The sequence below is a fragment of the Knoellia sp. AC549 genome, from assembly GCF_979258975.1.
In genome coordinates this window covers 3,078,662-3,104,731 of the sequence record NZ_OZ409890.1, presented here as the reverse complement: position 1 = coordinate 3,104,731, position 26,070 = coordinate 3,078,662, and the positions used below count along the sequence as shown (strand labels likewise).

The following is a 26,070-nucleotide window of genomic DNA, read 5'->3' as shown; positions in this document are numbered from 1 at the left end:
GTGCGCACGCTCGTCACGGGTGGTGTGCGCTCGGGCAAGTCCGTCATCGCCGAGAAGCTCGCGTCCGATGCGGCGACGTTGCACTCCCTGGGCGTGCCGGTCACGTACGTCGCCACCGGCCCGTCATCCGACGACGCCGACTGGGCGGATCGGATTGCCACACACCGGAGCCGGCGCCCGGACTCGTGGCGGACCATCGAGACGCGGGACCTCGCCGCGGTGCTCGACGCACTGACCGGCCCCGCCCTCGTCGACTGCCTCGGCACCTGGCTCACCGCCGTCCTGGACGAGCTCGACGTCTGGGAGGCGCCGCGGGAGCGGTGGCAGGGGGTGCTCCACGAGCGCACTGCCGCCGTCGTGACGGCGTGGTCGAGGTGCCCGCATGATGTCGTCGCCGTGACGAACGAGGTCGGCTGGGGCGTGGTCTCGGAGCACCGGTCCGGTCGGATCTTCGCCGACGAGCTCGGGCGGCTCAACCAGGACCTGGCGCGGGCCAGCGACCGGGTCTTCCTCGTGGCCGCCGGGCACCTCCTCCCCCTCCGCAGACCGTGAGGTCCCGGAGCGCGACGCGCACTGCTGAGCCGGCCGTGTCGAGATCGGGTGACGCGCGGGAGCGGGTCCGGGATCCCGAGCGTGTCCCCCGATCTCGACGCACCGTCTCTCGTGGAGTTCCCATCGACCCGGTCGCTCTCGGGCTCGTCCTCGGGTTCGTGGCCGACCGAGCGCTCGGTGATCCACGCCGGTTCCACCCCGTGGCCGGCTTCGGGCAGGTGGCTTCTCGGGTCGAGCAGCGCCTGCACGCGCCCAGCCGCTCGCGGGGCGCCCTCGCGGTGGGTGCCCTCGTCACGACGTCTGCCGGCACCGGCCTGCTCGAGCGACGGCTACCCACCGTCGCCCGGGTCGTCGTCGCGACGGCCGCGACCTGGGCGGTCCTGGGTGGCAGGTCCCTGGAACGCGAAGGCGAGGCCATGGCCACCCTCCTCGCCGCGGACGACCTCGCCGGCGCGAGAGTGCGGATCCGCAACCTCGTGGGCCGCGACCCGAGCACCCTCGACGGTGTCGGCATCGCGCGCGCCTGCGTCGAGAGCGTCGCCGAGAACTCCGCCGACGCCGTCGTCGCTCCGCTCCTCTGGGGAGCCGTCGCCGGGGTTCCCGGACTGCTCGGCTACCGCGCCATCAACACGCTCGACGCCATGTGGGGCCACCGCAACGAGCGATATCGCGAGTTCGGCTGGGCGGCCGCTCGGCTCGACGACGCGGCCAACTGGCTTCCTGCAAGGCTCACCGTCGCTCTCAACGCAGCGCTCGTGGGTCCTCGTCGCGCTGGTGCGACCTTCCGGATCGTGCGTCGAGACTCCCCTGCCCACCCGAGCCCCAATGCCGGCCCGGTCGAGGCCTCCTGGGCGGCAAGCTGGGCGTCGGGCTGGGTGGCACGAACCACTACGACGGGGTCGACGAGGACCGGGGCCATCTGGGCGACGGCCCCGCTGTCACGGTCGCCGACATCCCGCGAGCCACGCGCCACCTACGCCATCTCTCCACGGCATCGCTCCTGGCAGTCGTCACCGCGCGAGTGGTCCTGCGCCGGCGACTGACGCGGTCGAGATAGTCCGACACGCCGTCCATGCGGAACAGCGCCGGCGTGTCGGTCTATCTCGACGACGCTCGCAGCCAGGCGCGCACCTCATCCACGGTGGCAACCTCGGCCATGCCACTGGGCACCCGAGGCCGGCGCACCACGACGACAGGCACCCCCAGTTCCGCGGCCGCCGTGAGCTTGCCGGCCGTGTACGCACCGCCGGAGTCCTTGGTCAGCAACACGTCCACCCGGTGCTCGACCATCAGCTCCCGCTCGGCTGCCAGAGCAAAGGGGCCGCGGTCCAGCACGACGGTCCACGTGGCGGGCGGCGCAGTGTCCAAGGGCTCGACCACACGCAGCAGGACGTCCCGATCGACCCACGGCAGATAGTGATCCAGCGTCTGGCGCCCCGTCGTGATGAACGGCCGCGCAGACCCCAGCCGCTCCGCAAGCACGCGAGCCTCGTCATACCCGTCGACCCAGTGCCACGCGCCCGCATCCGGGTGCCAGCCCCACCCGGGTCGGGCCAGACGCAGGCACGGCACACCAGCAGCCGCCGACGCGGCACCAGCATTCGCCGTCATGCGCACCGCAAACGGGTGGGTCGCGTCCACCAGGTGCGTGAACCCTCCCTCGACCAGTGCAGCAGCCAGTCCGTCCACACCACCGAAACCGCCGACGCGCACCTCGCCCACCGGCATACGAGGGCGCGTCACCCGACCTGCCAACGACGACACGACCTCGACACCGGCGTCGCCCAGTGCCTCAGCGAGAGCACGCGCCTCGGCCGTCCCACCCAGGAGCAGCACGCGGGTCACGCACGCCCCTCTCGCACGACAACTCCGTCGAGCAGCACGACGTCGGCCTGCCCCGCTCCACCGTCGACCCGCAGCGCGTTCGCCTCGTCCGACCGCAGCACCCATGCGGTCGCGTCGGCCACGTCGCGCCCGGTCTCGACATGCCGGGCCACGAGCCGCTGCACCCGGGTGTCGGGCGCCAACGCGCACCACCAGACCTCGTCGAGCAACGTGGGCACTCCCGCCCAGTCGCCCTCTCCCAGCAGCAGGTAGTTCCCCTCTGTCACCACAAGATCTGCCTCGATCGGCACCACGACCGAGTCAGCCACCGGCTCCCCCACCACGTGGTCGAAGCTCGGCGCCGTGACCACCGCGCGCGGCAACGCACGCGCGGCAGCCAGCACACCGGCATACGCCACAGCATCGAACGTGTCCGGTGCACCCTTGCGGTCACGACGGCCGAGGGAGTCGAGCTCAGCGTTCGTGAGGTGGAAGCCGTCCATCGGCACGTGAGCGACCCGACCGGACAGTGCCGGGTATGCCGCGGCGCCAGCGAGCAGTCGCGTCACCAAGGTCGTCTTGCCGGCCCCCGGGGGTCCCGCGATCCCGAGGACAGCTCGCCTCGGCGCTGCACCGTCCACCACGCCGGCGAGTCGCGTGAGAAGGTCCTCGACAGAACGCTGTTCACCAGACACCGAGCACCTGCCCACCGATCCGGATCGTGAAGGCCGACACGACGACGACGAAGATGACGCGGACGAACCCACTGCCCTTCGCGACAGCCGTGCGAGCGCCGACATATCCGCCGACGAGGTTGGCCGCCGCCATGACGGCGCCGACCTTCCACATGACGTGGCCACCGGGCGCGAAGACCGTCAGCGCTCCGAGGTTCGTCGCGAAGTTCACGATCTTGGCCTTGGCGGTGGCCTCGAGGAACGCGTATCCCATGAGTCCGACGAGCGCGAAAACCATGAAAGAGCCGGTGCCAGGTCCGAGGGTCCCGTCGTAGACACCGACGGCGAAGCCCACGAGCATCGCCACCACCGTGTGCCGCGTGCCGTCCCACCGCAACGCCGTGCTCGTGCCGAGTGACGGCTTGAACAGCGTGTACGCCCCGACGCAGACGAGCATGACGAGGATGATCGGGTTGAACGCAGACTTCGGGATCTGCAACCCGATGAACGCCCCGCCGATGGCCCCGAAGTACGCAACAGCTGCCATGGGCAGAGCCGTCCGCAGGTCGGGCTTCACCCGCCGCCAGAAGGTGGTGGCACTGGCGACCGTGCCGGCGATCGACGCGATCTTGTTGGTCGCGAGCACCTGCGCGGGCGTGGCCCCCGGGAAGCCCAGGAGCAGTGCGGGGATCTGGACGAGACCACCGCCGCCCACGACCGCGTCGATCCATCCAGCGACGAACCCCGCGAGGCCCATGAGGGCCAGGGTCGTCAGCTCGGGATCGTTCACCTAGCGCCAGCCGTCGACGATGTCGAGGATGTCGAGCAGCTCGTGGGCCACCGCGTCGGGCGTGACGTCGACGCTCACCTGCTGGTCGACCGGGATGTCGGAGTGCGGCACCCAGATGGCCCGCATCCCGATCTGCTGCGGGCCCCAGACATCCTCGAACGGACGGTCGCCGACATAGACCGCGCACTCCGGCTCCGTGCCCACCGCTGCGCAGGCGGCACGGAAGGCGTCAGCGTGCGGCTTCACGACGTGGATCTCCGACGAGTACACGTCACCGTCGAGGAGGTCGAGGACGCCGTCGCGCTCGAAGACCTCACGGTGGTAGTCGCGCGACCAGATGGTGTTGGACAGCACTCCCACCCGAAGACCCCTCTCCCGCAACCCTTCCCACAGCGGACGGACGTCGTCGTCGGTGTGCGTGTGCGGCTCCCAGAACCCTCTGTATGCCGCGAGCGCCAGATGGTGCCGGTCGTGCGCCGCGTCGATCCCGGCACCCTTGAGGATGGCTTCCAGCGACGCACTGCTGTGGTCGGTGCGCCCGCGCGCCCACGCCCGCGCCTCGGCCTCGTGCAGGCGGATCGCGAGCGAGTCGGCCTCCGCGAGCTCCTCGGGGGGCATGTCGACGGCGTCCACCGGCACGCCGTGGACCTCTCGCGCATAGATCCGCCACTGCTGCGGCAGGTCGACGGTGTGCCACGGCGTGAGCGTCCCGCCCCAGTCGAAGATCACGGCCTCGAGCGGGCGGGCGCCACTTCCTCCCGCGCTCACGCGCGACCAACCTCGGCCAGCACCTCGTCGAGGGCGGAGTCGACCGCGACCTCGCGGCGCTCACCGGAGCGGCGGTCCTTGATCTCGATGACGCCGTTCTCGAGGGACTTGCCGACGATGACGATCGTGGGGATGCCGATGAGCTCGGAGTCCTTGAACTTCACGCCGGGGCTGACCTTCTCGCGGTCGTCGTAGAGCACGTCGAGCCCGGCCGACTCCAGCGCTGCCGTGATCTCGTCGGCCTTGGCGAAGACGTCACCGTCGCGGTCCCGGTTCTTGCCGGTGGCGACGACATGGACGTCGGCGGGCGTGACGGCGCGCGGCCAGCACAGGCCGATGTCGTCGAGGTTGCCCTCGGCGATGGCGGCGACCGCGCGCGAGACACCGACGCCGTAGGACCCCATCGTCACGGTGACGAGCTTGCCGTTCTCGTCGAGCACCCTGAGGTCGAGAGCCTCGGCGAACTTGCGGCCAAGCTGGAAGATGTGGCCCATCTCGATGCCACGGGCCGTGTGCAGGACGCCCTGCCCGTCGGGGCTCGGGTCGCCCTCGCGCACCTCGGCGGCCTGGATGGTGCCGTCGGCGGTGAAGTCACGGCCATGGACGAGGTCGAGGACGTGCTTGCCGTGCTCGTCGGCTCCGGTCACCCAGGCAGAGCCCTCGGCGATCGACGGGTCGAGCAGGTATCGGATCTTGGACTCACGCTCCTCGCCCAGCACGCCCGGCCCGATGTAGCCCTTGGTGAGCATCGGGTGCGCCGCGAAGTCCTTCTCCTCGAACGCCGCCACCTCGGCCGGGCCGACCTGGGCCTCGAGTCGCTTGGCGTCGACCTCGCGGTCGCCCGGCACTCCGATGGCGAGGGGCTCGCGCGTGCCGTCCGGGTGGACGAGCACGACGATGACGTTCTTGAGGGTGTCGGAGGCCGTCCACTCGCGGCCGTCCTGGCGCGGGTGGTTCGCGTTGAGCGAGGCCACGAGCGTCTCAATCGTCGGGGTGTCGGGGGTGTCCTCGACGTGCGCGGCCGGCACGCCCGAGGCGTCGACGGGCTCGGCCTGGGGTACTACGACGGCCTCGACGTTCGCGGCATACGTGCCTGCGTCGTTGCGGACGAACGTGTCCTCCCCGATCGCGCTGACGGCGAGGAACTCCTCGCTCGCCGAGCCACCCATCGCCCCGGACTGCGCCTTGACGATGACGTACTCGAAGCCGAGGCGGTCGAAGATCTTGACGTAGGCCGCGCGGTGCGCGGCGTAGGACGCCTGCAGCCCCTCGTCGCTCACGTCGAAGGAGTACGAGTCCTTCATCACGAACTCGCGCCCGCGCAGGAGCCCGGCCCGCGGACGCGCCTCGTCGCGGTACTTGTTCTGGATCTGGTAGAGGCTGAGCGGCAGGTCCTTGTAGGAGCTGAACAGGTCCTTGACGGCGAGGGTGAACATCTCCTCGTGCGTCGGCCCAAGCAGGTAGTCACCGCCCTTGCGGTCCTGGAGCCGGAAGATGTTGTCGCCGTACTCCGTCCAGCGGTTCGTCGCCTCGTAGGGCTCGCGCGGCAGCAGGGCCGGGAAGGTCAGCTCCTGGGCGCCGATGGCGTCCATCTCCTCGCGCACGATCGCCTCGACCTTGCGCAGCACCTTGAGCCCGAGCGGCAGCCACGTGTAGATGCCGGGCGCGGCCCGGCGGACGTAGCCCGCACGGACGAGGAGGCGGTGGCCCGGCAGCTCGGCGTCAGCCGGGTCCTCGCGCAGGGTTCGCAGGAACAGCGACGACATGCGCATGGCCACGGGGAGACTCCAGAGTTCAGGTGGTGGGAACTCGCCAAGGATAACGACGACCAGGTATGCCGTTCACCCGGATTCCGCGTAGCTCGCCGTGGGTGCCGCCCGCCGCAGAGCCGGCACCCACCGGCCTACGCTGGCGCCCATGGCGAGCGAGCTGACGATCGAGCGGGTGCTGACGCTGGTCGAGCTGGTGCCGCGGGGCAGGGTCGTGAGCTACGGGGACCTGGGCCGGATCGTGGGGATCGGACCCCGACAGGTGGGCTCGTTCATGCGCCACCACAGTGAGGGCCTGCCGTGGTGGCGGATCACCAATGCTGCAGGGGACCTACCGGCGCCCCTGCTCGAGCAGGCTCGACCGCACTGGAGCGACGAGGGGATCCTCGTCAAGCGCAACGGACTGGGCTGTCGGATCGCGGACCATCGCGCAGACCTGGAAGCCCTGGCAGCGGCATACCGGGTTCGCATCGCCGATACGCTCGCGACCATGGGAACGCCGTTGCCGAAGACCAGCAACCCCGCGCACGACGCCATGACGCATGCCGGCATCACCACGCTCGAGGAGCTGAGCGAGTGGCGGCGGGCCGACGTGGCCGACCTGCACGGCATGGGCCCGAAGGCACTCGGCATCCTCGACCGCGCCCTGACCGACGTCGACCTGGAGTGGAAGCCGTGACCGACGTCGACACCGACCGCAGCGCCGCCATCATCACCTCGGACGAGGAGCTGACCGCCCTGCTCGGCGAGCCCACCCCGGCCGTGCGCGACAAGGTGCGGCCGGCACTGCTCGACATCGACCGGCAGTGGCTCGCCGCCTCGCCCTTGTGCATCGTCGCAACCTCCGCGCCCGACGGCTCGTGCGACGCCTCACCCAAGGGCGACCCGGCCGGGTTCGTCCACGTCCTCGACGACCGCACGATCGCCATCCCTGAGCGCAGGGGCAACCGGCGGGCTGACGGCTACCGCAACGTGCTGCTGAACCCGCACGTCGGGCTGCTCTTCGTCATCCCGGGTCGAGGCGACACCCTGCGGATCAACGGACGCGCGCACCTCGTCTCGGACGCGCCGTGGTTCGACGACATGGTCGTCCAGGGGCATCGTCCCGTGCTCGCCCTCGTCGTCGAGATCGACGAGATCTTCGGGCACTGCGCCAAGGCGTTCATGCGCAGCAAGCTTGTGGCACCCCGAGACGTGGCAGCCCGGTGCGGTGCCGCCGCGGGCCCACATCGCCAAGCTCACCGAGCGGCCGCTCGACAGCGTCGAGGAGCTCGAGCGCTACTACGGCGAGACCTACGCGACGGGTCTCTACTGACGCTCGCGCCTCAGCGCAGCCGGCCGGAGGCGCGCAGAGCCGTGCGGATGAGGGGCCACTGCAGGGGCAGCCGAGCGACCGTGCCGGCAAAGAACGCCTTGGAGCCGGTGTCCCCCTTGCGCTGGGCCCGCTTCGCGTGGTCGGCGCTCATCTGGACGTTGGCCGGCAGCACTGCGACGAGGAGCACGGCGCTGGCGAGACCGGCGACCTTGCGGGTGCGCGGATGGAGCAGTCCGAGCCCACACACGATCTCAGCCACACCGCTGGCATAGACGAGCTCGCGCTTGCGCGGCAGGGCGTGGGGGACGATCGCCTCATAGACCTGCGGCCGCGCCAGGTGAAGGGCCGCCGACCCGAGGAACATGGTGGCGAGTCCGATGGTGGCCCTGTCGAGCGGCGGGTTCGTCTGGCGCATGCCGCCCATCGTGTCAGAGAGCCGGCGTGGCCGCCGTCGACCGCTCGTGGAACTTGACCAACTCCTGAACCGGGCTTCACCGGGCGTTGACCCGCGCCGACCTAGCGTCGAGAACGGGCCTCACAGCCGTGGGGACCAACTCGTCACGAGGAGAACTCTCATGACCATGCTCGCCACTCGCAGCGCCCGCACCGTCGCGGTCGCCGCCGTATCCGTCGCGGCGGTCCTCAGCGCCGCTCCCTCTGCCTCGGCAGTCACCAAGCTCACTCACTCCCAGGCCACGGCCAAGCTCTCTGCCGCCGGGATCAGCTGGACGTCGAGCGGCGGGTGCAGCAACCGCAACGTCTCGACCTGCACGTCGTTCGACCAGGTGAACTCCTCCACGATCGACGGGATCATCACCTTCAAGCGGGCCAGCGGGTGCGCCATCACGATCACCGGCGGCACCGAGACCGGTCACGCGTCGGGGACCTACAGCCACTGGAACGGCTACAAGGTGGACATCGGACTCACGACCTGTGCGGGCAACTACATCACGGGGACCTTCCCCTACAACGGCACGCGCGGCGACGGGGCGCCGACCTACAAGTCAGGCGCCGGCAACATCTATGCCAAGGAGAGCAACCACTGGGACATCCTCTACTACAACTGCGGCGGCTGCTGACCCCCACCCGGGGGCTCGGCGCAGAACAAGGTCCCACACTCCGCGGCATGGACGTCGCGAGGTGTGGGACCTTTTGTCGTCCACATCCGAGCCGCGGGGGCCTCGTTGTCCACAGTCGGGAAGAGCGGTATGGCCGGGAACGGCGACTGTGGCCAACCTGTATTGATGCCCCTTGCCCAGCCCGACCGAAAGACTCTCGCCATCATGGCAGCCACTGAACACGACGGTGTCGTGAGCCGTGCCGCGCTCCACGAGGTCGGCATCGACCGTCACGCCATCCGGGCTGAGGTCAGGGCTGGACGCTGGGCTCTCGTGGGAGCCAACACCGTGCGGGTCCTCTCAGTGCCCGCAGGGCCGCGGCTCGATCTCTGGCGGTCCATATGGGAGGCGGGTCGGGGAGCGTTGCTCGACGGCGCCGCAGCCCTCGTCGCCCAGGGCATGACGGGTTTCGAGCTCCGGAGCATCGATCTCTCCCTCCCCCGCAATGCCCGACGTCGTGCGATCACCGGGGTGACGACCCATGTGCGCCGGACGCTTCCTCCCGCCATGGGAGCGGGGTTGCCCCGGGTGCGCCCGGCCCGGGCCACCATCCACGCCGCCCAATGGGCGGCGTCCGACCGCCAGGCCGCTCTCTTGCTCTGTATGCCACTGCAGCAGCGACTTGTCCGACCTCACGAGGTGCTGGCCGCATGGACGTCGACGACGCGGTCGCCGAGGCGCGACTTCATCGACACCGCGGTCCTGGACGTCTGCGATGGGGCTCAGGCTCTGGGCGAGCTGGACTTCGCCTCGTGGTGCCGGCGCTATCGCATCCCAGAGCCCGAGCGTCAGCACGTCGTGGCGCTCAAGAGCGGGCGGATCTATCTCGATGCCCGCTGGCGGGGCCTGGCGGTCGAGGTGGACGGTGGTCACCACTTCGCCGGGCTGAACCCGGTCGACGACGCTCTTCGCGCCAACGAGGTCGTCATCGAGGGTGACCGCGTGCTCAGGCTCCCCGTGCTGGGTCTTCGCCTGGTCCCCCACGACTTCATGGGGCAGGTGGCTTGCGCAGTCGACCTCTATGTCCCACAGAACGCGGCCTAGACGTCGCGAGGTGTGGGACCTCCCCCTTGGTCTGGCCCACTCAGAGGAGGACGGTGGTGAAGTCACCGACGGGTGCGAGACCGAGCCGCTCATAGGTCGCCAGCGCAGGCGCGTTGAAGTCGTTGACATAGAGCGACACCGTCGGGGCCGGGCCAGTCATGACCTGCTCCATCACCGACGCCAGCATCGGCCCGGCGAGACCCTGCCCGCGCAGCCGGGGCGCCAGCCACACTCCCTGCAGCTGCGCGCACCCCAGGGCCAGTGAGCCGATGTCGGTCTTGAAGATCACCTCGCCGCCCTCGACGACGACATAGGTGTGTCCCTGGGCGACGAGGGCTGCCAGCGAGCCCCGATAGCTGCGTGAGCTGCCGGTGTAGGGCGGGTAGCCGATCTCGGCCGTGAACATGTGCACGGCTGCCGGCAGGATGAGGTCGACCTCGTCAGCTCGCGCCACCCGCACCCGCGGGTCCAGCTCGACTCCCAGCGCCGACGGTGGCGTCGACGTCGCGAGCAGCGGCTGGTGGGCACGCACGGCTCGTGACGGACCCCAGTGCGGCTCCAAGGCACCCCACAGGTCGACGACCTCGTCCCGCGGACCCAGCAACGACGCAACCCGACCGCGCCAGCGACGGATGCGCTCGGCATACAGGATGCGCGCCTCGGCGGAGGTCTCGACGGGCACGACGTTGGCGCTGGCCCAGCAGAGCGACGTGAGCCGGCCCTCCTCGCGCACGCCCATCGCCGCGGACAGCGTCCCGCTCGGCACCGACTCGAGGATGCGCGCGGCCACGAAGACGTGCGCCGCGACGTTGCGCGAGCAGAGCTCGAGGGCGTCGTCGACGTCAGATCTGGTGAGCGACCTCACCGGGGTGCGGGTGCGAAGCACGCGCTCAGCCTAAGCGGCGAGCGCGTGTCACACCGGCCGTCGTGGATCAATTCGGCAAACGAGCGGGTATGCCGCCCGCTCCCGACAGCAGGTCAGCTGACGGTCACGCTCGGCGCGCCCGCCGACTCCTCGTCCATCGGCTCGCCCATCTCCTCGGCGATCCGCATGGCCTCCTCGATGAGGGTCTCGACGATCATCGACTCGGGCACCGTCTTGATGACCTCGCCCTTGACGAAGATCTGGCCCTTGCCGTTGCCGGAGGCGACACCGAGGTCGGCCTCACGGGCCTCACCCGGACCGTTGACGACGCAGCCCATGACGGCGACGCGCAGTGGGACGGTCATGCCCTCGAGCCCGGCCGTGACCTGCTCGGCCAGGGTGTAGACGTCGACCTGCGCGCGGCCGCACGACGGGCACGAGACGATCTCGAGCTTGCGGGGCTTGAGGTTGAGCGACTGCAGGATCTGGTTGCCGACCTTGACCTCCTCGACGGGAGGGGCCGACAGGGAGACGCGGATCGTGTCGCCGATGCCCTTGGACAGCAGCGCGCCGAAGGCCGTGGCCGACTTGATCGTGCCCTGGAACGCCGGGCCTGCCTCGGTGACTCCGAGGTGCAGCGGCCAGTCGCCCCGCTCGGACAGCATCTCGTAGGCGCGCACCATGACGACCGGGTCGTTGTGCTTGACCGAGATCTTGAAGTCGTGGAAGTCGTGCTCCTCGAAGAGCCCGGCCTCCCACACGGCCGACTCGACGAGTGCCTCGGCGGTGGCCTTGCCGTACTTCTGCAGCAGGCGCGGGTCCAGTGAGCCTGCGTTGACGCCGATCCGGATGGAGACGCCCGCGTCCTTGGCGGCCGCGGCGATCTGCTTGACCTGGTCGTCGAACTTGCGGATGTTGCCCGGGTTGACCCGCACCGCCGCGCACCCGGCGTCGATCGCGGCGAAGACGTACTTGGGCTGGAAGTGGATGTCGGCGATGACCGGGATCTGCGACTTGCGGGCGATCGCGGGCAGGGCCTCGGCGTCGTCCTGGCTCGGGCAGGCGACCCGCACGATGTCGCAGCCGGTCGCGGTGAGCTCGGCGATCTGCTGCAGCGTCGCGTTGATGTCGGTCGTCGGGGTGGTCGTCATCGACTGCACCGAGATGGGTGCGTCGCCCCCGACCTCGACCTTGCCGACCTTGATCTTGCGGGTCTTGCGACGCGGCGCCAGCACGGGAGCGGGCAGGGACGGCATACCGAGACCAACAGTCATGTCACCCATTATCCGGTATGCCGGCCGCTCGCCTGTCCGCGCACCCGCGGCAGACCGGTTCGTCGCCCAGCTCGACCCGACTTTGTGCCGCTCCACCCGGAATGGCAACTCGGGTGAAGCGGCCCATTATCGGGTCACCCGATAATGCGGCAGGGAGTGGGGTGCTAGCCGCCGAGGTTGATCGGGTTGACCAGGTCGGCATAGATCAGCAGGACCGACATCACCAGCAGCCCGAGCGAGACGGCATACGCCACCGGAAGGGCCTTGGCGACGTCGACGTGCCCGGGGTCGGGGTTGCCGCGCATCCGCGCCCAGCCCTTCTTGGTGCCCTCCCACAGGGCGCCCGCGACGTGGCCACCGTCGAGCGGGAGGAGCGGGATGAGGTTGAAGACGAAGAGCATGAAGTTCAGCGAGGCGATGAGCATGACGAGGAACCAGGCCTTGTCGCCCCACGACTCCCCCACGATGCCGTCCAGCTTGCCGGCGGACACGTCGCCCGCGACCCGGCCGACACCCACGACCGACATGGGGCTCTCGACGTCGCGCTCCTGGCCCGAGAAGGCGGCGTTCCAGACGCCGACCATCTTCTGCGGGATCTTGACGATGGCTCCGGCGGTGCGCCACAGGTTCTCGCCGATGATGCCGGGCACGGCGGTGATCGGCTGGGCCTCGTAGTCGAGGATCCCTGCCGACGAGATGCCGAGATAGCCGGTCTCGACGACCTTCTGGGTGCCGTCGGCGTCCAGGATCGGCTGACCCGCGTCGTCGTAGGCCGGCAAGGTGTTGAGGATCGGGGTGACCGTGAGGGTCTGCTCGGTGCCGTCACGCACGATGCCGATCTCGGTCGGCTGGTCGACCCGGGGACGCACCAGGCGACCCACGTCCGACGACGTCCGGACCGGCTCGCCGTTGATGCTGCGGATCTCGTCCTCGGGGAGGATCCCGGCGGCGTTGGCGGGGGTGGCGGGCGCACCGGCGCAGCTCGGGTCGGTCCTGGCCTGCTCGACCGTCTTGACGCACTGCGCGACACTCGCGACCCGCGCGCCGTCCTGGAGGGCCAGGACGCCGTGCGCGGTGACGAGGACGGTGAGGAGCACCGTGCCGATGACGAAGTTCATGAACGGTCCGCCGAGCATGATGATGACCTTGCGGTGCACCGGCAGGCGGTAGAAGACGCGGCGCTCGTCGCCGGGGCGCATCTCCTCGAGCGAGGCCTTGCGGGCCTCGTCGGCGAGCTGGCTGAAGCGGCCGGTCGACGAGACGCGGATCATGTTGGGGTCCTCGCCGGCGCGCGGGGGGAACATCCCGATCATCCGGATGTAGCCACCGAGCGGGATGGCCTTGATGCCGTACTCGGTCTCCCCTCGCTTGCGCGACCACACCGTCGGCCCGAAACCCACCATGTACTGGGTGACGCGCACCCCGAAGCGCTTCGCCGGTGCGAGGTGGCCCACCTCGTGCAGGGCGATGGAGGCCGCCACGCCGAAGGCGAGGACGAGCACGCCCACGATGTATGCGAGAACGGTCATGATGTGTTGCTCAGCGCCTTCCAGTGTTGTTCAGAGGCCAAGTTCGGTGCGAGCCCTCCCCCGGGCCCACGCGTCTGCCCCGAGCACTCCCTCAACGGACGAGGCGTCGAAATCACTCCCAGTATGCGCGCTCGCGTGCGCGTCCACGACTCGCTCGACCGAGTCGACGATGTCGACGAAGCCGATGCGCCGCTCGTGGAAGGCGTCGACGGCCACCTCGTTGGCCGCGTTGTAGACCGCGGGGAAGGTGCCACCCGCCTCCCCGACGCGGCGCGCGAGCCGCACGGCGGGGAAGGCCTCGTCGTCCAGCGGCGCGAAGTCCCAGGACTGCGGCAGCGACCAGTCGCAGGGCTGGTCGACGTCGTCGAGCCGCTCGGGCCAGGAGAGCCCGAGCGCGATGGGCACGAGCATCCGCGGCGGGCCCAGCTGGGCGATCGTCGACCCGTCGCGGAACTCGACCATCGAGTGGATCTGCTGCTGCGGGTGGACGACGACGTCGATGCGGTCGAAGGGGATGTCGAAGAGCAGGTGTGCCTCGATGACCTCGAGGCCCTTGTTGACGAGGGTCGCGGAGTTCGTCGTGATGACGCGGCCCATCGAGAAGTTCGGGTGCGCGAGAGCCTGCTCGGGCGTCACGTCCGAGAGCTCAGCCCGGGTGCGGCCCCGGAAGGGCCCACCGCTCGCGGTGACGACGAGCCGCCGAACCTCCTCGGCGCGGCCTCCCCGCAGCGACTGGGCGATGGCGCTGTGCTCACTGTCGACGGGGACGATCTGCTCAGGCTTCGCGGCACGCCTCACGAGGTCGCCGCCGATGATGAGTGACTCCTTGTTGGCGAGCGCGAGCGTCGAGCCGGCCGCGAGCGCCGCCAGCGTGGGGCGCAGCCCGATCGAGCCGGTGATGCCGTTGAGGACGACGTCGGCGCCGATCCCAGCGGCCGTGACCGCCGCGTCGTCCCCGACCACGATTTCGGGCGAGTATGCCGTCCGACCCAGCCCCGCGGCATACGCATCGATCGCGGAGCGAAGGTCCTCGGGCGAGCCGGACGCTAGGGCGACGAGGGGGACGTCGAAGTCGACTGCCTGGCGGGCGACGAGCTCGAGGTTGCTGCCGGCGGAGATCGCGGTGACGGTGAAGCGGTCCCGGTTGCGGGCGATGACATCGAGGGCCTGGGTGCCGATCGACCCGGTCGAGCCGAGGAGGGAGACGGAACGAGTGCTCACGCGTCCCCCTCCGCCCGCTCGGCCTCGCGCGAGGCCTCGATGGCGGCGCGCATGGCCAGGCGGTGCTCACGGCGGATCTCGGCCTCGCGGAACCGGCGCCTCTCCTCGGCTGTCTCGAGGTCCAGGGGCGGGATGGGCTTGGGCTTGCCCTCGGCGTCGACGGCGACGAACACGAGGTAGGCGCTCGCGACGTGGACCCGGTCGGTGATGGAGTCCCAGCGGTCGACCTCGACGCGCACCCCGACCTCCATGGAGGAGCGGCCCGCCCAGTTGAGCTGTGCGCTCGAGTGCAGGATGTCCCCGACCCGCACGGGGGTGAGGAAGCTCATCTCGTCGAGCGCAGCCGTGACCGCGGGCCCACCTGCATAGCGGTTGGCGACGACGCCGGCGATGCTGTCGACCGCCTTCATGAGGTGGCCACCGTGCACGGTGCCGAGCAGGTTGGCCTCGGTGGCCCGCATGATCTCGTTCAGCTGGACGTTGGTCTCGCTCGGTGTCGTCACGCCCCACATCCTGCCAGCGGCGCTCGGCTGGTCAGCGGTCGATGAGGGTGACGTGGATGCGTGGGTGCTCCTCGCTCAGCTCGCGCAGGATGTCCTCGACGCCGGCAGCGGCTCGCGGGTCGTCGCGCCTCAGCCCGGCGACGCCGTCCCAGACGATCTCCCACTCCCCGTCGCTCTCACGGGCCAGGGTGTCGAGGCAGTCGGCGAGCGCGTCGAGGTTCATGCCGAACCACTCCGGGAAGTTCAGCTCCTGCGAGAACGCCTCGAGCGTCGCCGCCTTGGTCGCCGCCCCATGGACGACCTGCACCTGCCGCCCCTCCTCGACCGCATCGGCGATGAGCCCGTCGAGGTCCACCTTGCCACCGAGAACCCGCATCACTGCCCCTCCTGGATCTGCCGGAAGCTGTCGTAGTGGTCGGTCGTCCAGTACCTGTCACCGCTCGCACCGGCGATGATCCGTCGGGCGCCGCGGTCGTTCGAACCCGGTGTCTCCACGGTGTACTCACGGTAGTAGCCGCGCTTCTGCGCCGGCAGGATGCCTTCGCGGTTCTGGAAGGTCTGGTCGTCCTGGTCGTACTCGTAGGGCCCGCCCGCACGGATCAGCCCGAGCACGGCCCGAGCCTCCCCGGGCAGCCTCGACTCCGCGATCGTGTCGAGGCCCGAGTCGGGCGTCCTCCCGGTGGACGGGTATGCCGTCCCGCCGGGTCCCGCGGTCGAGGTCGTCCGAGCGCCGGGCGACTCCGTCGAACTGCTCGAGCTGTCGCGGCTCACGAGCCACCACAGACCCAGGAGCAGGACGACGACGAGCAGCGGCGCCAACCAGGCGAGGGAGGAACGCGCTGGTCTCGACACGTGCGCCATTGTGCCCTCACCACCCGCAGAGCTTTCGCAGCGGAATCGCAGCGCCCACTCGCACACTCCTGGACATCAGCAGCGCAGCCCACCAAACAAGGATGAGGTCCTCATGATCGACATGACGAGCGCTGGCAGCGAGCGAGCCGCACTCGGCCGACGAGTGTTCCTCGCCGGCTCAGGTGCCGCCGTGCTCGCGGCCGTGAGCGCCCGCCCCGCCAGCGCGGCCCTCCCCGCGGTCGACATGGAGAAGGTGCTGCTGGCGGCGCAGTGGGACCCGGTGAAGACCGGCACCGGCATCACCGCGGGCGCCGGACCGAGCGTGACCCTGGTCGAGCAGGCGCTCGTCGCGCGCGGCTTCCTGGCCAGCCAGTACGTGGACGGTCACTTCGGGAGCGTGACCCGCACGGCATACGCCTCCTGGCAGCGTTCGCTGGGCTACAGCGGGCTGGGTGCCACCGGGCTCCCCGGCAAGGCGTCGCTGACCTCCCTCGGCGCGCAACGGTTCTCGGTCACTCGGCCGGTCACGCCGGGTGCCCGGACGACGTTCCAGGGCTTCCCCTTCAACACGCGCACCGTCGCGATGCTCACCGAGGCACGGCTCCTGGCCGGCAAGGCGTTCGTCGTCGAGCAGGGCTCCTACTCGCCCGACGTCGACCCGACCTCCGCGGGGACTCACGACGGCGGCGGGACGGTCGACCTCGACGCCGAGGCCCTCACCTCCACCCAGCGCACCGCAGCCGTCACCGCCCTGCGCCGTGTCGGCTTCGCCGCCTGGTTGCGCAACCCGAGCCAGGACGACTGGCCATGGCACATCCACGCCGTCGCCACCAACGACACCGACCTCTCGCTGTCCGCGCAGAAGCAGATCGGCGCCTACTACGAGGGCCGCAACGGACTGTCGGGCAACGGCCCCGACGACGGGCCGCAGGTCACCAGGATCACCTGGGAGCAGTACCTGCGCAACCAGCCCTGACCCCACCCATGACCGGTCCGGCGGCCTGCCGCGACGGTCGAGCTCCACCCGCCACCCCAGCCAGGAGAATCATGACCAAGCTCAAGAAGCGCGCCGCTGTCGGCGCGTCAGCGGTGGCGCTGCTCGCCACGGGACTGTCCGCCCTCGGCTCCCCGTCGGCCCAGGCCGCGGGTCGCGACGGCGTATGCAACACCGGGGAGGTCTGCTTCTACTACAACAGCGACTTCGCCGGTTCGCTCTCGGACTTCACCACGTCGATCGCGGACTACGGCACGTCGCAGCCGGAGTGCTACGACTTCAAGGGCCCGGGGGCCGGCCAGGGGCTGTGCATCAAGAACCAGGTCGCGTCGGTGCGCAACAAGACCACGAAGTCCGTCACGGTCTACTTCAACAGCTCCTACGGTGGCTCCAAGCAGACCATCGCTGCGGGGGCCTCGGTCAACCTCAACGCGACGCTGAAGAACAACAACGCCTCGCACTACATCGGCACGCCGCCGGCCTCCAGCTGGGCCTCGCCCGTCCCCTCCACGGCCGTGATCACCGCACGCGAGTACTACCCGAGCGGTGGCTTCCACGGAGCAGTCGACTACGCCGGCTTCACCGGCAGGTTCAAGTCGGCGTGCACGGGCACGATCGACAACATCGACATCGACGCGACCTACCCCAACTCGAACGCCTACGGCGTCAGCGGCTCGACCAACTACCTCTGGGTGAACTGCGGCGGCGGCATCCGGATGGGGTACGCGCACTGGTACGCCCGCGACAAGCCGGCGTCCTTCGTCGTCGGGGCGCAGGTGAGCGCTGGCCAGCTGCTGATCAACGTCGGCAACCAGGGCAACTCCAGCGGCACCCACCTGCACTTCGAGGTGCGCAACAACGGCACCAGGATCGACGGCCACACCTTCCTCAAGAACAAGGGCGTCACGGGTCTGCCCCCCGGCTGATCCCCGATCGACCTCACGACGGTCGCGGCGCCGGGGACCCTCGTCCTCGGCGCCGCGTCCCGCCTCCAGCGCCCCACCCGTCAGCAGCCCCAGCCCGCATGAGCATCCAGGAGACCCAGATGACCACGAACCGTTCCACGCGGCGGACCTCGTTGCTCCTCGCGCCCCTCGCCACGTTCGTCATGATCCTGGCTGGTGTCGCCCTCCCGTCGACCGCACAGGCCGCCGGCCGCGACGGCGTCTGCAACGACGGAGAGTTCTGCTACTACTACAACAGCGACCAGGCCGGCTCCGTCTCGGACTTCACCGGGTCGATCGGCGACTACGGCGCAACCCAGCCGGGCTGCTACGAGTTCCGCGGTCCCGGCAACGGCCAGGGCATCTGCGTCAAGAACAACGCCGCGTCCGTCCACAACCGCAGCACCAAGCCGGTCACCGTCTACTACAACAGCGACTACCAGGGCACCTCACAGACCATCCCGGCGGGCGCGAGGGCCAACCTGGTCACGGCCCTGAAGAACAACAACGCCTCGCACGGCTTCTCGCTCAACAACCAGCAGGCCGCGTTCAACTACTTCGTCGGCGCCGGCTACACCAAGGTGCAGTCCGCCGGCATCGTCGGCAACCTCATGCAGGAGTCCGGCAGCAGCATCGACCCTCGGGCCTCGCAGCCCGGCGGCGCCGGGCGAGGCATCGCCCAGTGGAGTGTCGGTGGCCGTTGGGACCGCTACGCCAACGACAACGCTGTCTGGTACGCCAACCAGCAGGGCCAGTCGGTGTGGTCGCTCAACCTCCAGCTGAAGTTCATCACCTACGAGCTCAACACCTTCTCGGCCTACGGCAAGTCGACCCTGAGGGCGGCGACCACCATCGACGCCGCCGTGCGGGCGTTCGAGTCCAAGTTCGAGATCTGTGGCGACTGCCAGCACGCCACGCGCGTCCGCTACGCCCAGCAGGTCTACAACGCCTACGCGTAGGACCCCCGCGTCTCGCGCGGGACCACGACGAACCGGCATACATCCGCGGGGGTATGCCGGTCCGTCGAGCGAGGGACGACGCGCATCCTGCGCGCGACCTAACCTTGCGGGATGACCGACGTGTGGGGCGACCAGCGGCCGACCCGACGCCAGCTGGTCATCGACGTCTGCGGCGCTGCCGTCTTCGGCCTCGCCATGTTCGCGATCCACGTCAGCCTCGGCGCCGGGGCGGCCGTCGCGACCCTGCTGCTCGCAGTGGGGTTGGGGCTGCGGCACGTCTCGTGGCAGGCCATGTCGGGCTTCGCAGTGGCGGGTGGGGTCACCCAGATGCTCGGCTCGGACATCGCCTACCTGGCCAACGCGGCATACGCCGTCTTCTTCTTCACCCTGGGGTCCCATCGGGACACGCGGGTGCGCCGGTTCGGGATGGCCGCGGCAGGAGTCGCGGTGATCGGTGCGGCGGCCTACGGCGCGACGCGCGGCGGCGTCGAGATGAGCGGCTTCGGACGTGGTGCCACGGCTGTCGGACTGGGATCCACCGCTGCCCTTTTCGTGTTCGGCGGATGGGTTGCGGGATACCTGCGCTGGCAGAGCCGTCAGACCGTGCAGGCCCGCATCGACGCCCAGCTCGAGGCCGTCGAGCGCCGGCGGGTGACCGAGCTCTACGACATCGAGCAGGAGCGCCGCCGCATCGCCGCCGACATGCACGACGTCGTCGCCCACTCGTGGGCCGTCGTCGCCGCGCAGAGCGATGGTGCGCGATATGCGTTCCGGGACAACCCTGCTGGTGCGGAGCGGGCCCTCGAGGTCATCGGCGAGACCGCCCGCACCGCCATCACCGACCTGCGCACCATCGTCGCCCAGCTGCGCGATCCCGCCCTCCAGCCGAGCACGCCCGGCTATGCCCAGCAGGCCGAGCTCGAGGAGCGCATGCGCTCGTCCGGGATGGCGCTGGACATCGCCGAGACGGGCCAGCGTGACGAGTCACCGCTCATTGCCCTCACGGCCCATCGCCTCCTCGGCGAGTCGCTCACCAACGCCCTCAAGCACGGCGACCTCTCGGCGCCCGTTCGCGTCGTCGTCGACTGGACCGACGGCTACCGTCTGAGCGTGACCAACCACATCAGCAGCCGCGAGACGGGCGAACGCTCCGGCCACGGCCTCATCGGCATGGCCGAGCGGACGACGGTGGCGGGCGGCACCTTCTCGGCCGGACGCGAAGGCGACCTCTGGGTCGTCAGGGTGCACATTCCGGTCAGCTCGTCATGACGATCCGCGTCGCCCTCGTCGACGACCAGGCCCTCTTCCGTGCCGGCATCGCCATGGTCGTGGGCAGCCAGGACGACCTCACCGTCGTCGGCGAGGCGGGTGACGGCGACGAGGCTGTCGGCCTCGTCGAGACCTCCCGTCCCGACGTCGTCCTCATGGACGTGCGTATGCCGCGTGTCGACGGTGTCGAGGCGACCCGGCGGATCGTCGGGCGCTTCGGGGACGACGCACCACGCGTGCTCGTCCTCACGACCTTCGACCTCGACGAGCTGGCCGCCGACGCCATCGAGGCGGGGGCCTCGGGGTTCGTGCTCAAGGAGTCACGGCCGGAGTTCCTCCTCGCGGCCAACCGGGCCGTCGCCGACGGGACGCAGGTCGTTGCCGCCGGGGCGACTCGCGCCGTCTTCGAGCGCTTCCGCGAACGCGCCACTGCGACACCGGGTCCGGACTACGAGCGGCTCACCCCGCGGGAGCGCGAGATCCTGCTGCGCGCCGCCCAGGGCCTGTCCAACGCCGAGATCGCCGCCGCCGAGTTCCTCTCCGAGGCGACGGTGAAGACCCATGTCTCCCGCATCCTCGGCAAGCTCGCGCTGCGCGACCGGGTGCAGCTCGTGGTCTATGCCTACGAGCACGGCCTGCTCTAGTCGCGCGGCACCCGACGCGGTCGGTGGATGAACTCGTGGATGGGTCGCAGCTGCGGCAGGGGCGCGACGAACCCCAGCACGCCCTGGTCGACGACGAGTCGCTCCACCCCCTGGGTGGTGAGCTGCTCACAGAGGTCGAGGACGGAGCCGGTCGGGACGCCGAGGACCTGGCTGGCCTCCTCCTCGCTGAAGCCGTTCCCGAGCGCGAACTCGCGCGCCCGCGCGCCGGTGGTGAACGCGAGGAGCGACGGGACGCCGTCGACGACTCCCACGAGGGGTGCCACGTCGGGCAGGGTGCCGCGAGCGACGAAGTACCACTGGTCCAGCTCGAACATCGCCTGCCAGAGGGCGGTCTGGGCATCTAGGTCACTACCGGCCGCCCGCGCGGCGTCGGACAGGGCATCGACGGTGCTGGTGTCCGGTGTCTGGCTCATGCCATGAGCCTACGTGCCGCGCGGCGGCATACACCGGACGATGTATGCCGGTTGGTCCCGTCGCCGGATGTGCTGCGGTCCCAGCGTCCCTAGCGTTGCAACCATGACATCAGAACCGTTGCAGCACAGCCCAGCTCATCCCGTCGTGTCACTGCGAAGGGTGTCGAAGATCTATGGCGAGGGCACTGGCAGGGTGGCCGCCCTCGACGAGGTCACCGTCGACATCCACCGCGGTGGGTTCACCGCCATCATGGGACCGTCCGGCTCCGGGAAGTCGACGTTCATGAACGTGGCAGCCGGTCTCGACGATGCGACCAGTGGTGAGGTCATGCTCGCCGGGGCCGCGCTCACCCATCTCGGTGACGACGCTCGGACGACGTTGCGCCGCAGTGAGGTCGGCTTCATCTTCCAGGCCTTCAACCTCGTGCCAACCCTGTCGGCACACGAGAACGTCCTGCTTCCGTTCGAGCTCGCAGGCCGACGCATCGACACCGAGCAGCAGTCCTGGATCGACCACCTCATCGGCACCCTCGGCCTCGCCGACCGCATCACCCACCGACCGAGCGAGCTCTCCGGTGGGCAGCAGCAGCGGGTCGCCATCGCGCGAGCGCTGGCCTCGCGCCCCGCGGTGATCTTTGCCGACGAGCCGACAGGCAACCTCGACTCACGCAGCTCCCGCGAGGTGCTGACGCTGCTGCGCACCGCGGCTCGCGAGTACGGCCAGACCATCGCCATGGTGAGCCACGACCCCGTCGCTGCGTCCTATGCCGACCGCATCCTCGTCATTGCCGACGGACGCCTCGTCGGTGACCACGGCGCCCTGTCGCCACAACAGATCTCGGACCTCCTCATCGGCTTCGAGGTCGGTGCTGCATGAGGCGCAACCTCACTCTCGGCAGCCTGCGTGAGCTCGGGACGGTCGGTCTGGTGGCCGGGTTGTGCGGGTCGTATGCCGCCACGCTCATCATGACGTCGTCGATCCTCATGACGATGAGCGAGGAGTCCGGCGGCTCGGTGGGGCTGCTGCTCGGCATCGTCGCCGGGGTCTTCATCCTCATCGCGCTCTATGTCGGCGCGGTCGTCATCGTGGGCGCGGTCGACACCGTCGTCTCGGGCCGCCTGCGGCACATCGCGCTTCTGCGCCTGCTCGGGGCGCGCGGTCGCCAGCTCCGCACCTCTGTGATGCGTGGCACCGCCACCGTCGGCGCGATCGGCGCCCTGGCCGGCATCGTCGTCGGGACGCTCCTGACCCACGTGGTGCGAGCAGTGCTCGTGGCCCGCGACACGCTCCCCTCTGCCGACTACGCCTGGGTGGATCCGCAGCTGGCCGCGGCGTTCGCGGCCATCACGGTCGCCGCGACCATCGCCGGCTGGATGGGGTCGCGAGGCGTGCTCCGCGTGACGCCTGCCGCCGCGCTCGCCGGGACAGCGGCCCACACGCCGGCGCCTCGCACCTCGTCGCTCTGGCGGGCTGTCCTGGCCGGGACCGGGGTCGTCGGCGGGCTGCTCGTCCTTGTTCTGGGCGCCCTCCTCGGTGAGTCCAACCCCGGCGTCGCGTTCGTCCTCGCCTTCCTCGGTGCGGCAGGGTCGGGCACCGGCCTGCTCATCGGTGCCCGGTTCGTCATCCCTCGCGTGGTCGCCGCCTTCAGCCGGGTCCTCGGCAAGGACCCGGCCAGTGTCGTGGCGCGGCGCAACGCCCTGCTCGACCCGCTGCGCACCACCCGCTCGACGATGGGGCTCGTCATCGGCGTCACCCTCGTCACGACCTTCGCCTCCGGGATGTCGGCGCTACGCGCCTCCGTGAACTCGTGGGAGATGGACCCGGCCCAGGCGGCCCAGGCAGACCAGGCCCTGGCTGTGACGTCGGCGATCCTCATCTGCATCATCGTCATCTCGGCGATCGTCGCGGCCGTCGGCTTCGTCAGCACGATGTCGCTCACCGTCATCCAGCGTCACCGCGAGATCGGGCTCCTGCGCTCGCTCGGCTTCACCCGCCAGCAGGTCCGCATGATGATCACCAAGGAGTCCATCGCACTGTCGGCCTCCGCCGTGCTCCTCGGGATCGGGCTCGGCATCCTCTACGGCACGGCCGGCGCGCAGTCGCTCGTCGGCGTCGAGACCGAGGGCATCGTCTCCGGCGTGCCCGTCGGGACCCTGCTCGTCATCGCCGCTGCTGGAGCGCTGCTCGTCCTCGTCGCGTCACAGCGTCCGGCCCGGCGCGCCATCGCCATCGCCCCCGTCGAGGCGCTCCGCATCGAGAAGCTGACGTGGGCACGGCTTGACCATTCCGTTGACGGTGATGGCCGGACCCCTGCCCCGGGTCAGGTCGGGCTCTTTGCCTCGCCAGAAGTGCTGTCCGGACCAGGAGCCCCGTCCGAACCGTCACCGGTGGGGTGGTTCCTTCGCCAGCGCTCCTCGGCGGCGGCGATGCCCGCGTCGGCTCCCTTGTCGATGACCTTGTCCTTGAGCGTGCCACTGGCGTCCTCGAAGACCGCCGTCACCGTGGTTCCCGTCCCGGCGATGACGGCTCCGAGGCCGCCCGAGGCAGCCGTCGCGAGCTCGTCCGACGTGATGTTGCCCTTCTCACCCATGGTCACCCTCCAGTGTCCGTCCGGATCTCATGATTAGGCCCGCCCGGGGGGCATGGCGCAATGGCCTTCCGGGGTGGCGCAGGGGGGACTGTTCGGGCCATGGTCCGGCACCTGCCACGGCCCTAGCGTCGACCGCACGCGGTGGCACCTCCGCCGTGCGCGTGAGGAGGCGGTGATGTCCTTCAGGTTCGGTGTGGAGCACGAGTACCGGCTGTGGGCGGGCACACGACCGGTCGACTTCCGCCAGCTCCTGCCACACGTGGCCGTCGGCCTGGCGACTCTCGATCCAGGTGACCCACGAGCCCGGCGGCTGCCCTCGGCGGTCGCCCTGACGGCTGACGGGTGGGAGGCCGAGCTGGCCACCCCACCGCTGCCGATGGCCCCCGACCTGCCGCAGCGGATTGACTCCCTCCTCCGTCGGGAGCGCACCGAGCTGGCTCGCGCCTGCGGGAACCACGGCGTGACGTCCGTAACCGGTTTCTCGACGCACCTCAACATCTCGACACCGGACCACCTCGTCGTGCGCACCGGTCGCCGTCTCGTCGACACCTGTGTCGGGGCCCTGGCGGACGCCGTCGAGCCGACAGGCTCCTCGGGCATCTTCGTCCGCCCCCGCCGCGGTCGGCTCGAGGTGGGGACCGAGTACCTCGAGGGCAGATGGCTCGAGGTTGGCACGGTCCTGCTCACCGCCTGCGTCTCGGGCCTGCTCGCAGGGCCCGCACCCGTGGTCCACCGGCCCACCGTCGTGCGTTCGCGGGAGAAGTTCGGCTGGTACGTCGCCGAGCCACCGCGGCTCCAGCTCGGGCAGGTCTGGTCGTGGGCTCGGCCCTTCGCCCTCGCCCATGGACTTCCTGTGCGAGACCTCGACGCCCTGGCGGTCGGAGACCTGCCACTTCGACGCGCAGGTGACGACGACCCCTCGTCGGTCAGCCTCGGCTCCGAGCCCGGTGACGTGGGGCAGACCGACATCGCAGCGAGGCGGCGACCCGGCGGGGTCCAGGCCCAGACGGAGTGGTTGACGTGGGACTGGGTCGTGTGGAGGTTCCAGACCCCCTCGGGACTGACCTGTCGAGCCTGCGTACCTGCTGCAGAGGAGGTCGCCTTCCTCCGACGACTCGACGCCGGCGTGCATGACGGCACCGTGGACCGCTTGTTCCGCTCACGCCGACGACGACGTCTGGTGGTCCACGCCCAGCTGGACCCGACCGGGCTCGAGTCGTGGTGGCACGAGCTGCGCCCGGGAGCACTGGTCCCGGCCGAGCGGCGGGTCACTGATGGAGCGGTGCCCCGTGTCTCCCGGCGGCAAGGTCGCCGGGACCTGAGGATGAGCCGAGCGAGCGCAGCATGACCTGGCAGGAGAGCCGCGTTCCGACCACAGCCCTGGCCAGTGCGCGCAGGATCGCCCACAGCGACGACGCGAAGTCGCGCTCCGACGACGTGTCCAGCCTTCGTCACAGGCCCCGACCTCGCCCCCGCCCCCGATGGCTCGTTCCCGCCGGGATAGCCACCGCCGCAGTCCTCCTGGGCGGTGGCGCGGCAGCGGCGGTGATGATGCAGGACGGCTCGACCCAGGCCGATCAGCCCAGGCCTGCGGTCCCGACAGGCGCCACCAGCGGTGCGACCCCGGCCATCGCTCCGGCGACCACTGCGGCCGCCTCCCCCGGGACCGTCACTCCGTCCGCTTCACCGTCAGCGCCCGCCACGACCTCGTTGCTCTTCACCTCGACCGGCGTGGCGGTGTCCACCGTGGGGAACCGCGCTCCCACCCGCCAACAACGCTCGTACCAGATCGACTGCCGCACCGGGTCCTGCTCGGTCTACAGCCCCATCGGGAAGTCCACCGTCGTGCTCACGCCCGCCGGCCCCGGCCGGTGGAGCATCCCGGCGGTGCCCCCTCCCACCGACCCGTGCGACAAGACCCTGTTCGGTGTGCGCCGGGCTGCCGTGACCATGACGCTGACCGACACCACGGTGCAGATCGTGTCCAACTTCGCCGGCTACAGGCTGCAGGGGAACGGCTGCTTCGTGAACAACCCGAAGTCCACGTACACCTACACCGGCGACCGGAAGCCCGCCTGACGATCACGGGCTGAGGGAGACGTCAACCTCTCGAGGTACTGTGCCGCGGCGTCGGAGA

28 protein-coding genes and 1 pseudogene are annotated in these 26,070 nt (G+C 70.2%); 15 read left to right on the top strand and 14 right to left on the bottom strand.

The window, feature by feature from the left end; all coding sequences use genetic code 11:
* Together cobU and cbiB are read left to right on the top strand one after the other, a co-directional pair.
* On the top strand, positions 1-552 hold the full coding sequence (gene cobU, locus ACZZ98_RS15135) for a bifunctional adenosylcobinamide kinase/adenosylcobinamide-phosphate guanylyltransferase (RefSeq protein WP_463517020.1): 552 nt from the start codon (positions 1-3) through the stop codon (positions 550-552).
* A gap of 35 nt (positions 553-587) precedes the next feature.
* Complete coding sequence (gene cbiB / locus ACZZ98_RS15130) at positions 588-1,595, top strand: adenosylcobinamide-phosphate synthase CbiB (protein WP_463517019.1); 1,008 nt, start codon at positions 588-590, stop codon at positions 1,593-1,595.
* Between the two features lie 55 nt (positions 1,596-1,650).
* Here cbiB and ACZZ98_RS15125 read toward each other — a convergent pair whose 3' ends face one another.
* The 5 genes from ACZZ98_RS15125 to ACZZ98_RS15105 are packed head-to-tail and all read right to left on the bottom strand — an operon-like array spanning position 1,651 to position 6,386.
* Positions 1,651-2,397, bottom strand: coding sequence for a cobalt-precorrin-6A reductase (locus ACZZ98_RS15125; RefSeq protein WP_463517018.1), 747 nt, complete (start codon positions 2,395-2,397; stop codon positions 1,651-1,653).
* Positions 2,394-3,071, bottom strand: coding sequence for a nucleoside/nucleotide kinase family protein (locus tag ACZZ98_RS15120; protein WP_463517017.1), 678 nt, complete (start codon positions 3,069-3,071; stop codon positions 2,394-2,396). Before ACZZ98_RS15120 ends, ACZZ98_RS15125 begins: the two co-directional genes overlap by 4 nt.
* A complete protein-coding gene (locus tag ACZZ98_RS15115) occupies positions 3,061-3,840 on the bottom strand; it encodes a TSUP family transporter (RefSeq protein WP_463517016.1) in 780 nt (259 codons plus the stop codon). The genes ACZZ98_RS15120 and ACZZ98_RS15115 overlap by 11 nt, the downstream gene beginning before the upstream one ends.
* Complete coding sequence (locus ACZZ98_RS15110) at positions 3,841-4,608, bottom strand: HAD family hydrolase (protein WP_463517015.1); 768 nt, start codon at positions 4,606-4,608, stop codon at positions 3,841-3,843.
* Positions 4,605-6,386: a proline--tRNA ligase gene (locus ACZZ98_RS15105; protein ID WP_463517014.1), complete on the bottom strand. Its 1,782-nt coding sequence runs from the start codon at positions 6,384-6,386 to the stop codon at positions 4,605-4,607. The genes ACZZ98_RS15110 and ACZZ98_RS15105 overlap by 4 nt, the downstream gene beginning before the upstream one ends.
* Before the next feature lie 139 nt (positions 6,387-6,525).
* On the opposite strand from ACZZ98_RS15105, the gene ACZZ98_RS15100 reads away from it, so the two are divergent.
* A complete protein-coding gene (locus tag ACZZ98_RS15100; protein WP_463517013.1) occupies positions 6,526-7,056 on the top strand; it encodes an MGMT family protein in 531 nt (176 codons plus the stop codon).
* Positions 6,954-7,517 (top strand): annotated as a pseudogene (locus ACZZ98_RS15095) (MSMEG_1061 family FMN-dependent PPOX-type flavoprotein); the annotation flags it as partial. The gene ACZZ98_RS15100 and the pseudogene ACZZ98_RS15095, both read left to right, overlap by 103 nt.
* Positions 7,518-7,702: 185 nt before the next feature.
* Here the strand turns inward: ACZZ98_RS15095 and ACZZ98_RS15090 are convergent.
* Positions 7,703-8,107, bottom strand: a complete 405-nt coding sequence (locus ACZZ98_RS15090) for a DoxX family protein (protein WP_463517012.1) — start codon at positions 8,105-8,107, stop codon at positions 7,703-7,705.
* 160 nt (positions 8,108-8,267) lie between these two features.
* Here ACZZ98_RS15090 and ACZZ98_RS15085 point away from each other — a divergent pair, with 160 nt between their 5' ends.
* Together ACZZ98_RS15085 and ACZZ98_RS15080 are read left to right on the top strand one after the other, a co-directional pair.
* On the top strand, positions 8,268-8,771 hold the full coding sequence (locus ACZZ98_RS15085) for a hypothetical protein (protein WP_463517011.1): 504 nt from the start codon (positions 8,268-8,270) through the stop codon (positions 8,769-8,771).
* A gap of 204 nt (positions 8,772-8,975) precedes the next feature.
* A complete protein-coding gene (locus ACZZ98_RS15080; protein ID WP_463517010.1) occupies positions 8,976-9,854 on the top strand; it encodes a PDDEXK family nuclease in 879 nt (292 codons plus the stop codon).
* A gap of 40 nt (positions 9,855-9,894) precedes the next feature.
* On the opposite strand, the gene ACZZ98_RS15075 is transcribed toward ACZZ98_RS15080, so the two are convergent.
* The 7 genes from ACZZ98_RS15075 to ACZZ98_RS15045 form a co-directional block, all read right to left on the bottom strand.
* Entirely contained in the window at positions 9,895-10,740 is an 846-nt protein-coding gene (locus ACZZ98_RS15075) for a GNAT family N-acetyltransferase (protein ID WP_463517009.1), read from the bottom strand.
* A 92-nt stretch (positions 10,741-10,832) separates the two neighbouring features.
* Positions 10,833-11,993, bottom strand: coding sequence for a flavodoxin-dependent (E)-4-hydroxy-3-methylbut-2-enyl-diphosphate synthase (gene ispG / locus ACZZ98_RS15070; RefSeq protein ID WP_463517008.1), 1,161 nt, complete (start codon positions 11,991-11,993; stop codon positions 10,833-10,835).
* Positions 11,994-12,157: 164 nt separating this feature from the next.
* Positions 12,158-13,522 carry a M50 family metallopeptidase gene (locus tag ACZZ98_RS15065; protein WP_463517007.1) on the bottom strand — a complete coding sequence of 455 codons (1,365 nt, stop codon included), beginning with the start codon at positions 13,520-13,522 and terminating at the stop codon, positions 12,158-12,160.
* A gap of 30 nt (positions 13,523-13,552) precedes the next feature.
* Complete coding sequence (gene dxr / locus ACZZ98_RS15060) at positions 13,553-14,743, bottom strand: 1-deoxy-D-xylulose-5-phosphate reductoisomerase (protein WP_463517006.1); 1,191 nt, start codon at positions 14,741-14,743, stop codon at positions 13,553-13,555.
* Positions 14,740-15,246, bottom strand: a complete 507-nt coding sequence (locus ACZZ98_RS15055) for an acyl-CoA thioesterase (RefSeq protein WP_463517005.1) — start codon at positions 15,244-15,246, stop codon at positions 14,740-14,742. Before ACZZ98_RS15055 ends, dxr begins: the two co-directional genes overlap by 4 nt.
* 31 nt (positions 15,247-15,277) lie before the next feature.
* Entirely contained in the window at positions 15,278-15,622 is a 345-nt protein-coding gene (locus ACZZ98_RS15050) for a barstar family protein (RefSeq protein WP_463517004.1), read from the bottom strand.
* On the bottom strand, positions 15,622-16,107 hold the full coding sequence (locus tag ACZZ98_RS15045; RefSeq protein WP_463517003.1) for a guanyl-specific ribonuclease: 486 nt from the start codon (positions 16,105-16,107) through the stop codon (positions 15,622-15,624). Before ACZZ98_RS15045 ends, ACZZ98_RS15050 begins: the two co-directional genes overlap by 1 nt.
* A gap of 103 nt (positions 16,108-16,210) precedes the next feature.
* Between ACZZ98_RS15045 and ACZZ98_RS15040 the strand changes: the two genes are divergently transcribed.
* The 5 genes from ACZZ98_RS15040 to ACZZ98_RS15020 all read left to right on the top strand — a co-directional run bounded on the left by ACZZ98_RS15040 (position 16,211) and on the right by ACZZ98_RS15020 (position 20,908).
* Positions 16,211-17,074 carry a peptidoglycan-binding protein gene (locus tag ACZZ98_RS15040; RefSeq protein WP_463517002.1) on the top strand — a complete coding sequence of 288 codons (864 nt, stop codon included), beginning with the start codon at positions 16,211-16,213 and terminating at the stop codon, positions 17,072-17,074.
* 71 nt (positions 17,075-17,145) lie between these two features.
* Positions 17,146-18,018: a peptidase inhibitor family I36 protein gene (locus tag ACZZ98_RS15035; RefSeq protein WP_463517001.1), complete on the top strand. Its 873-nt coding sequence runs from the start codon at positions 17,146-17,148 to the stop codon at positions 18,016-18,018.
* 119 nt (positions 18,019-18,137) lie between these two features.
* Entirely contained in the window at positions 18,138-18,995 is an 858-nt protein-coding gene (locus ACZZ98_RS15030; protein WP_463517000.1) for a phage tail tip lysozyme, read from the top strand.
* A gap of 111 nt (positions 18,996-19,106) precedes the next feature.
* A complete protein-coding gene (locus ACZZ98_RS15025) occupies positions 19,107-20,264 on the top strand; it encodes a sensor histidine kinase (RefSeq protein ID WP_463516999.1) in 1,158 nt (385 codons plus the stop codon).
* A complete protein-coding gene (locus ACZZ98_RS15020; protein ID WP_463516998.1) occupies positions 20,261-20,908 on the top strand; it encodes a response regulator in 648 nt (215 codons plus the stop codon). Before ACZZ98_RS15025 ends, ACZZ98_RS15020 begins: the two co-directional genes overlap by 4 nt.
* Here the strand turns inward: ACZZ98_RS15020 and ACZZ98_RS15015 are convergent.
* Positions 20,905-21,342: a hypothetical protein gene (locus ACZZ98_RS15015; protein ID WP_463516997.1), complete on the bottom strand. Its 438-nt coding sequence runs from the start codon at positions 21,340-21,342 to the stop codon at positions 20,905-20,907. The two genes, ACZZ98_RS15020 and ACZZ98_RS15015, sit on opposite strands and share 4 nt — an antisense overlap.
* A gap of 103 nt (positions 21,343-21,445) precedes the next feature.
* Between ACZZ98_RS15015 and ACZZ98_RS15010 the strand changes: the two genes are divergently transcribed.
* The 4 genes from ACZZ98_RS15010 (at position 21,446) to ACZZ98_RS14995 (ending at position 26,012) form a co-directional block, all read left to right on the top strand.
* Positions 21,446-22,219, top strand: a complete 774-nt coding sequence (locus ACZZ98_RS15010; RefSeq protein WP_463516996.1) for an ABC transporter ATP-binding protein — start codon at positions 21,446-21,448, stop codon at positions 22,217-22,219.
* Positions 22,216-23,970, top strand: a complete 1,755-nt coding sequence (locus tag ACZZ98_RS15005; RefSeq protein WP_463516995.1) for an ABC transporter permease — start codon at positions 22,216-22,218, stop codon at positions 23,968-23,970. Before ACZZ98_RS15010 ends, ACZZ98_RS15005 begins: the two co-directional genes overlap by 4 nt.
* Before the next feature lie 138 nt (positions 23,971-24,108).
* A complete protein-coding gene (locus tag ACZZ98_RS15000) occupies positions 24,109-25,281 on the top strand; it encodes a hypothetical protein (protein WP_463516994.1) in 1,173 nt (390 codons plus the stop codon).
* On the top strand, positions 25,278-26,012 hold the full coding sequence (locus tag ACZZ98_RS14995; protein ID WP_463516993.1) for a hypothetical protein: 735 nt from the start codon (positions 25,278-25,280) through the stop codon (positions 26,010-26,012). Before ACZZ98_RS15000 ends, ACZZ98_RS14995 begins: the two co-directional genes overlap by 4 nt.
* Positions 26,013-26,070 lie beyond the last annotated feature (58 nt).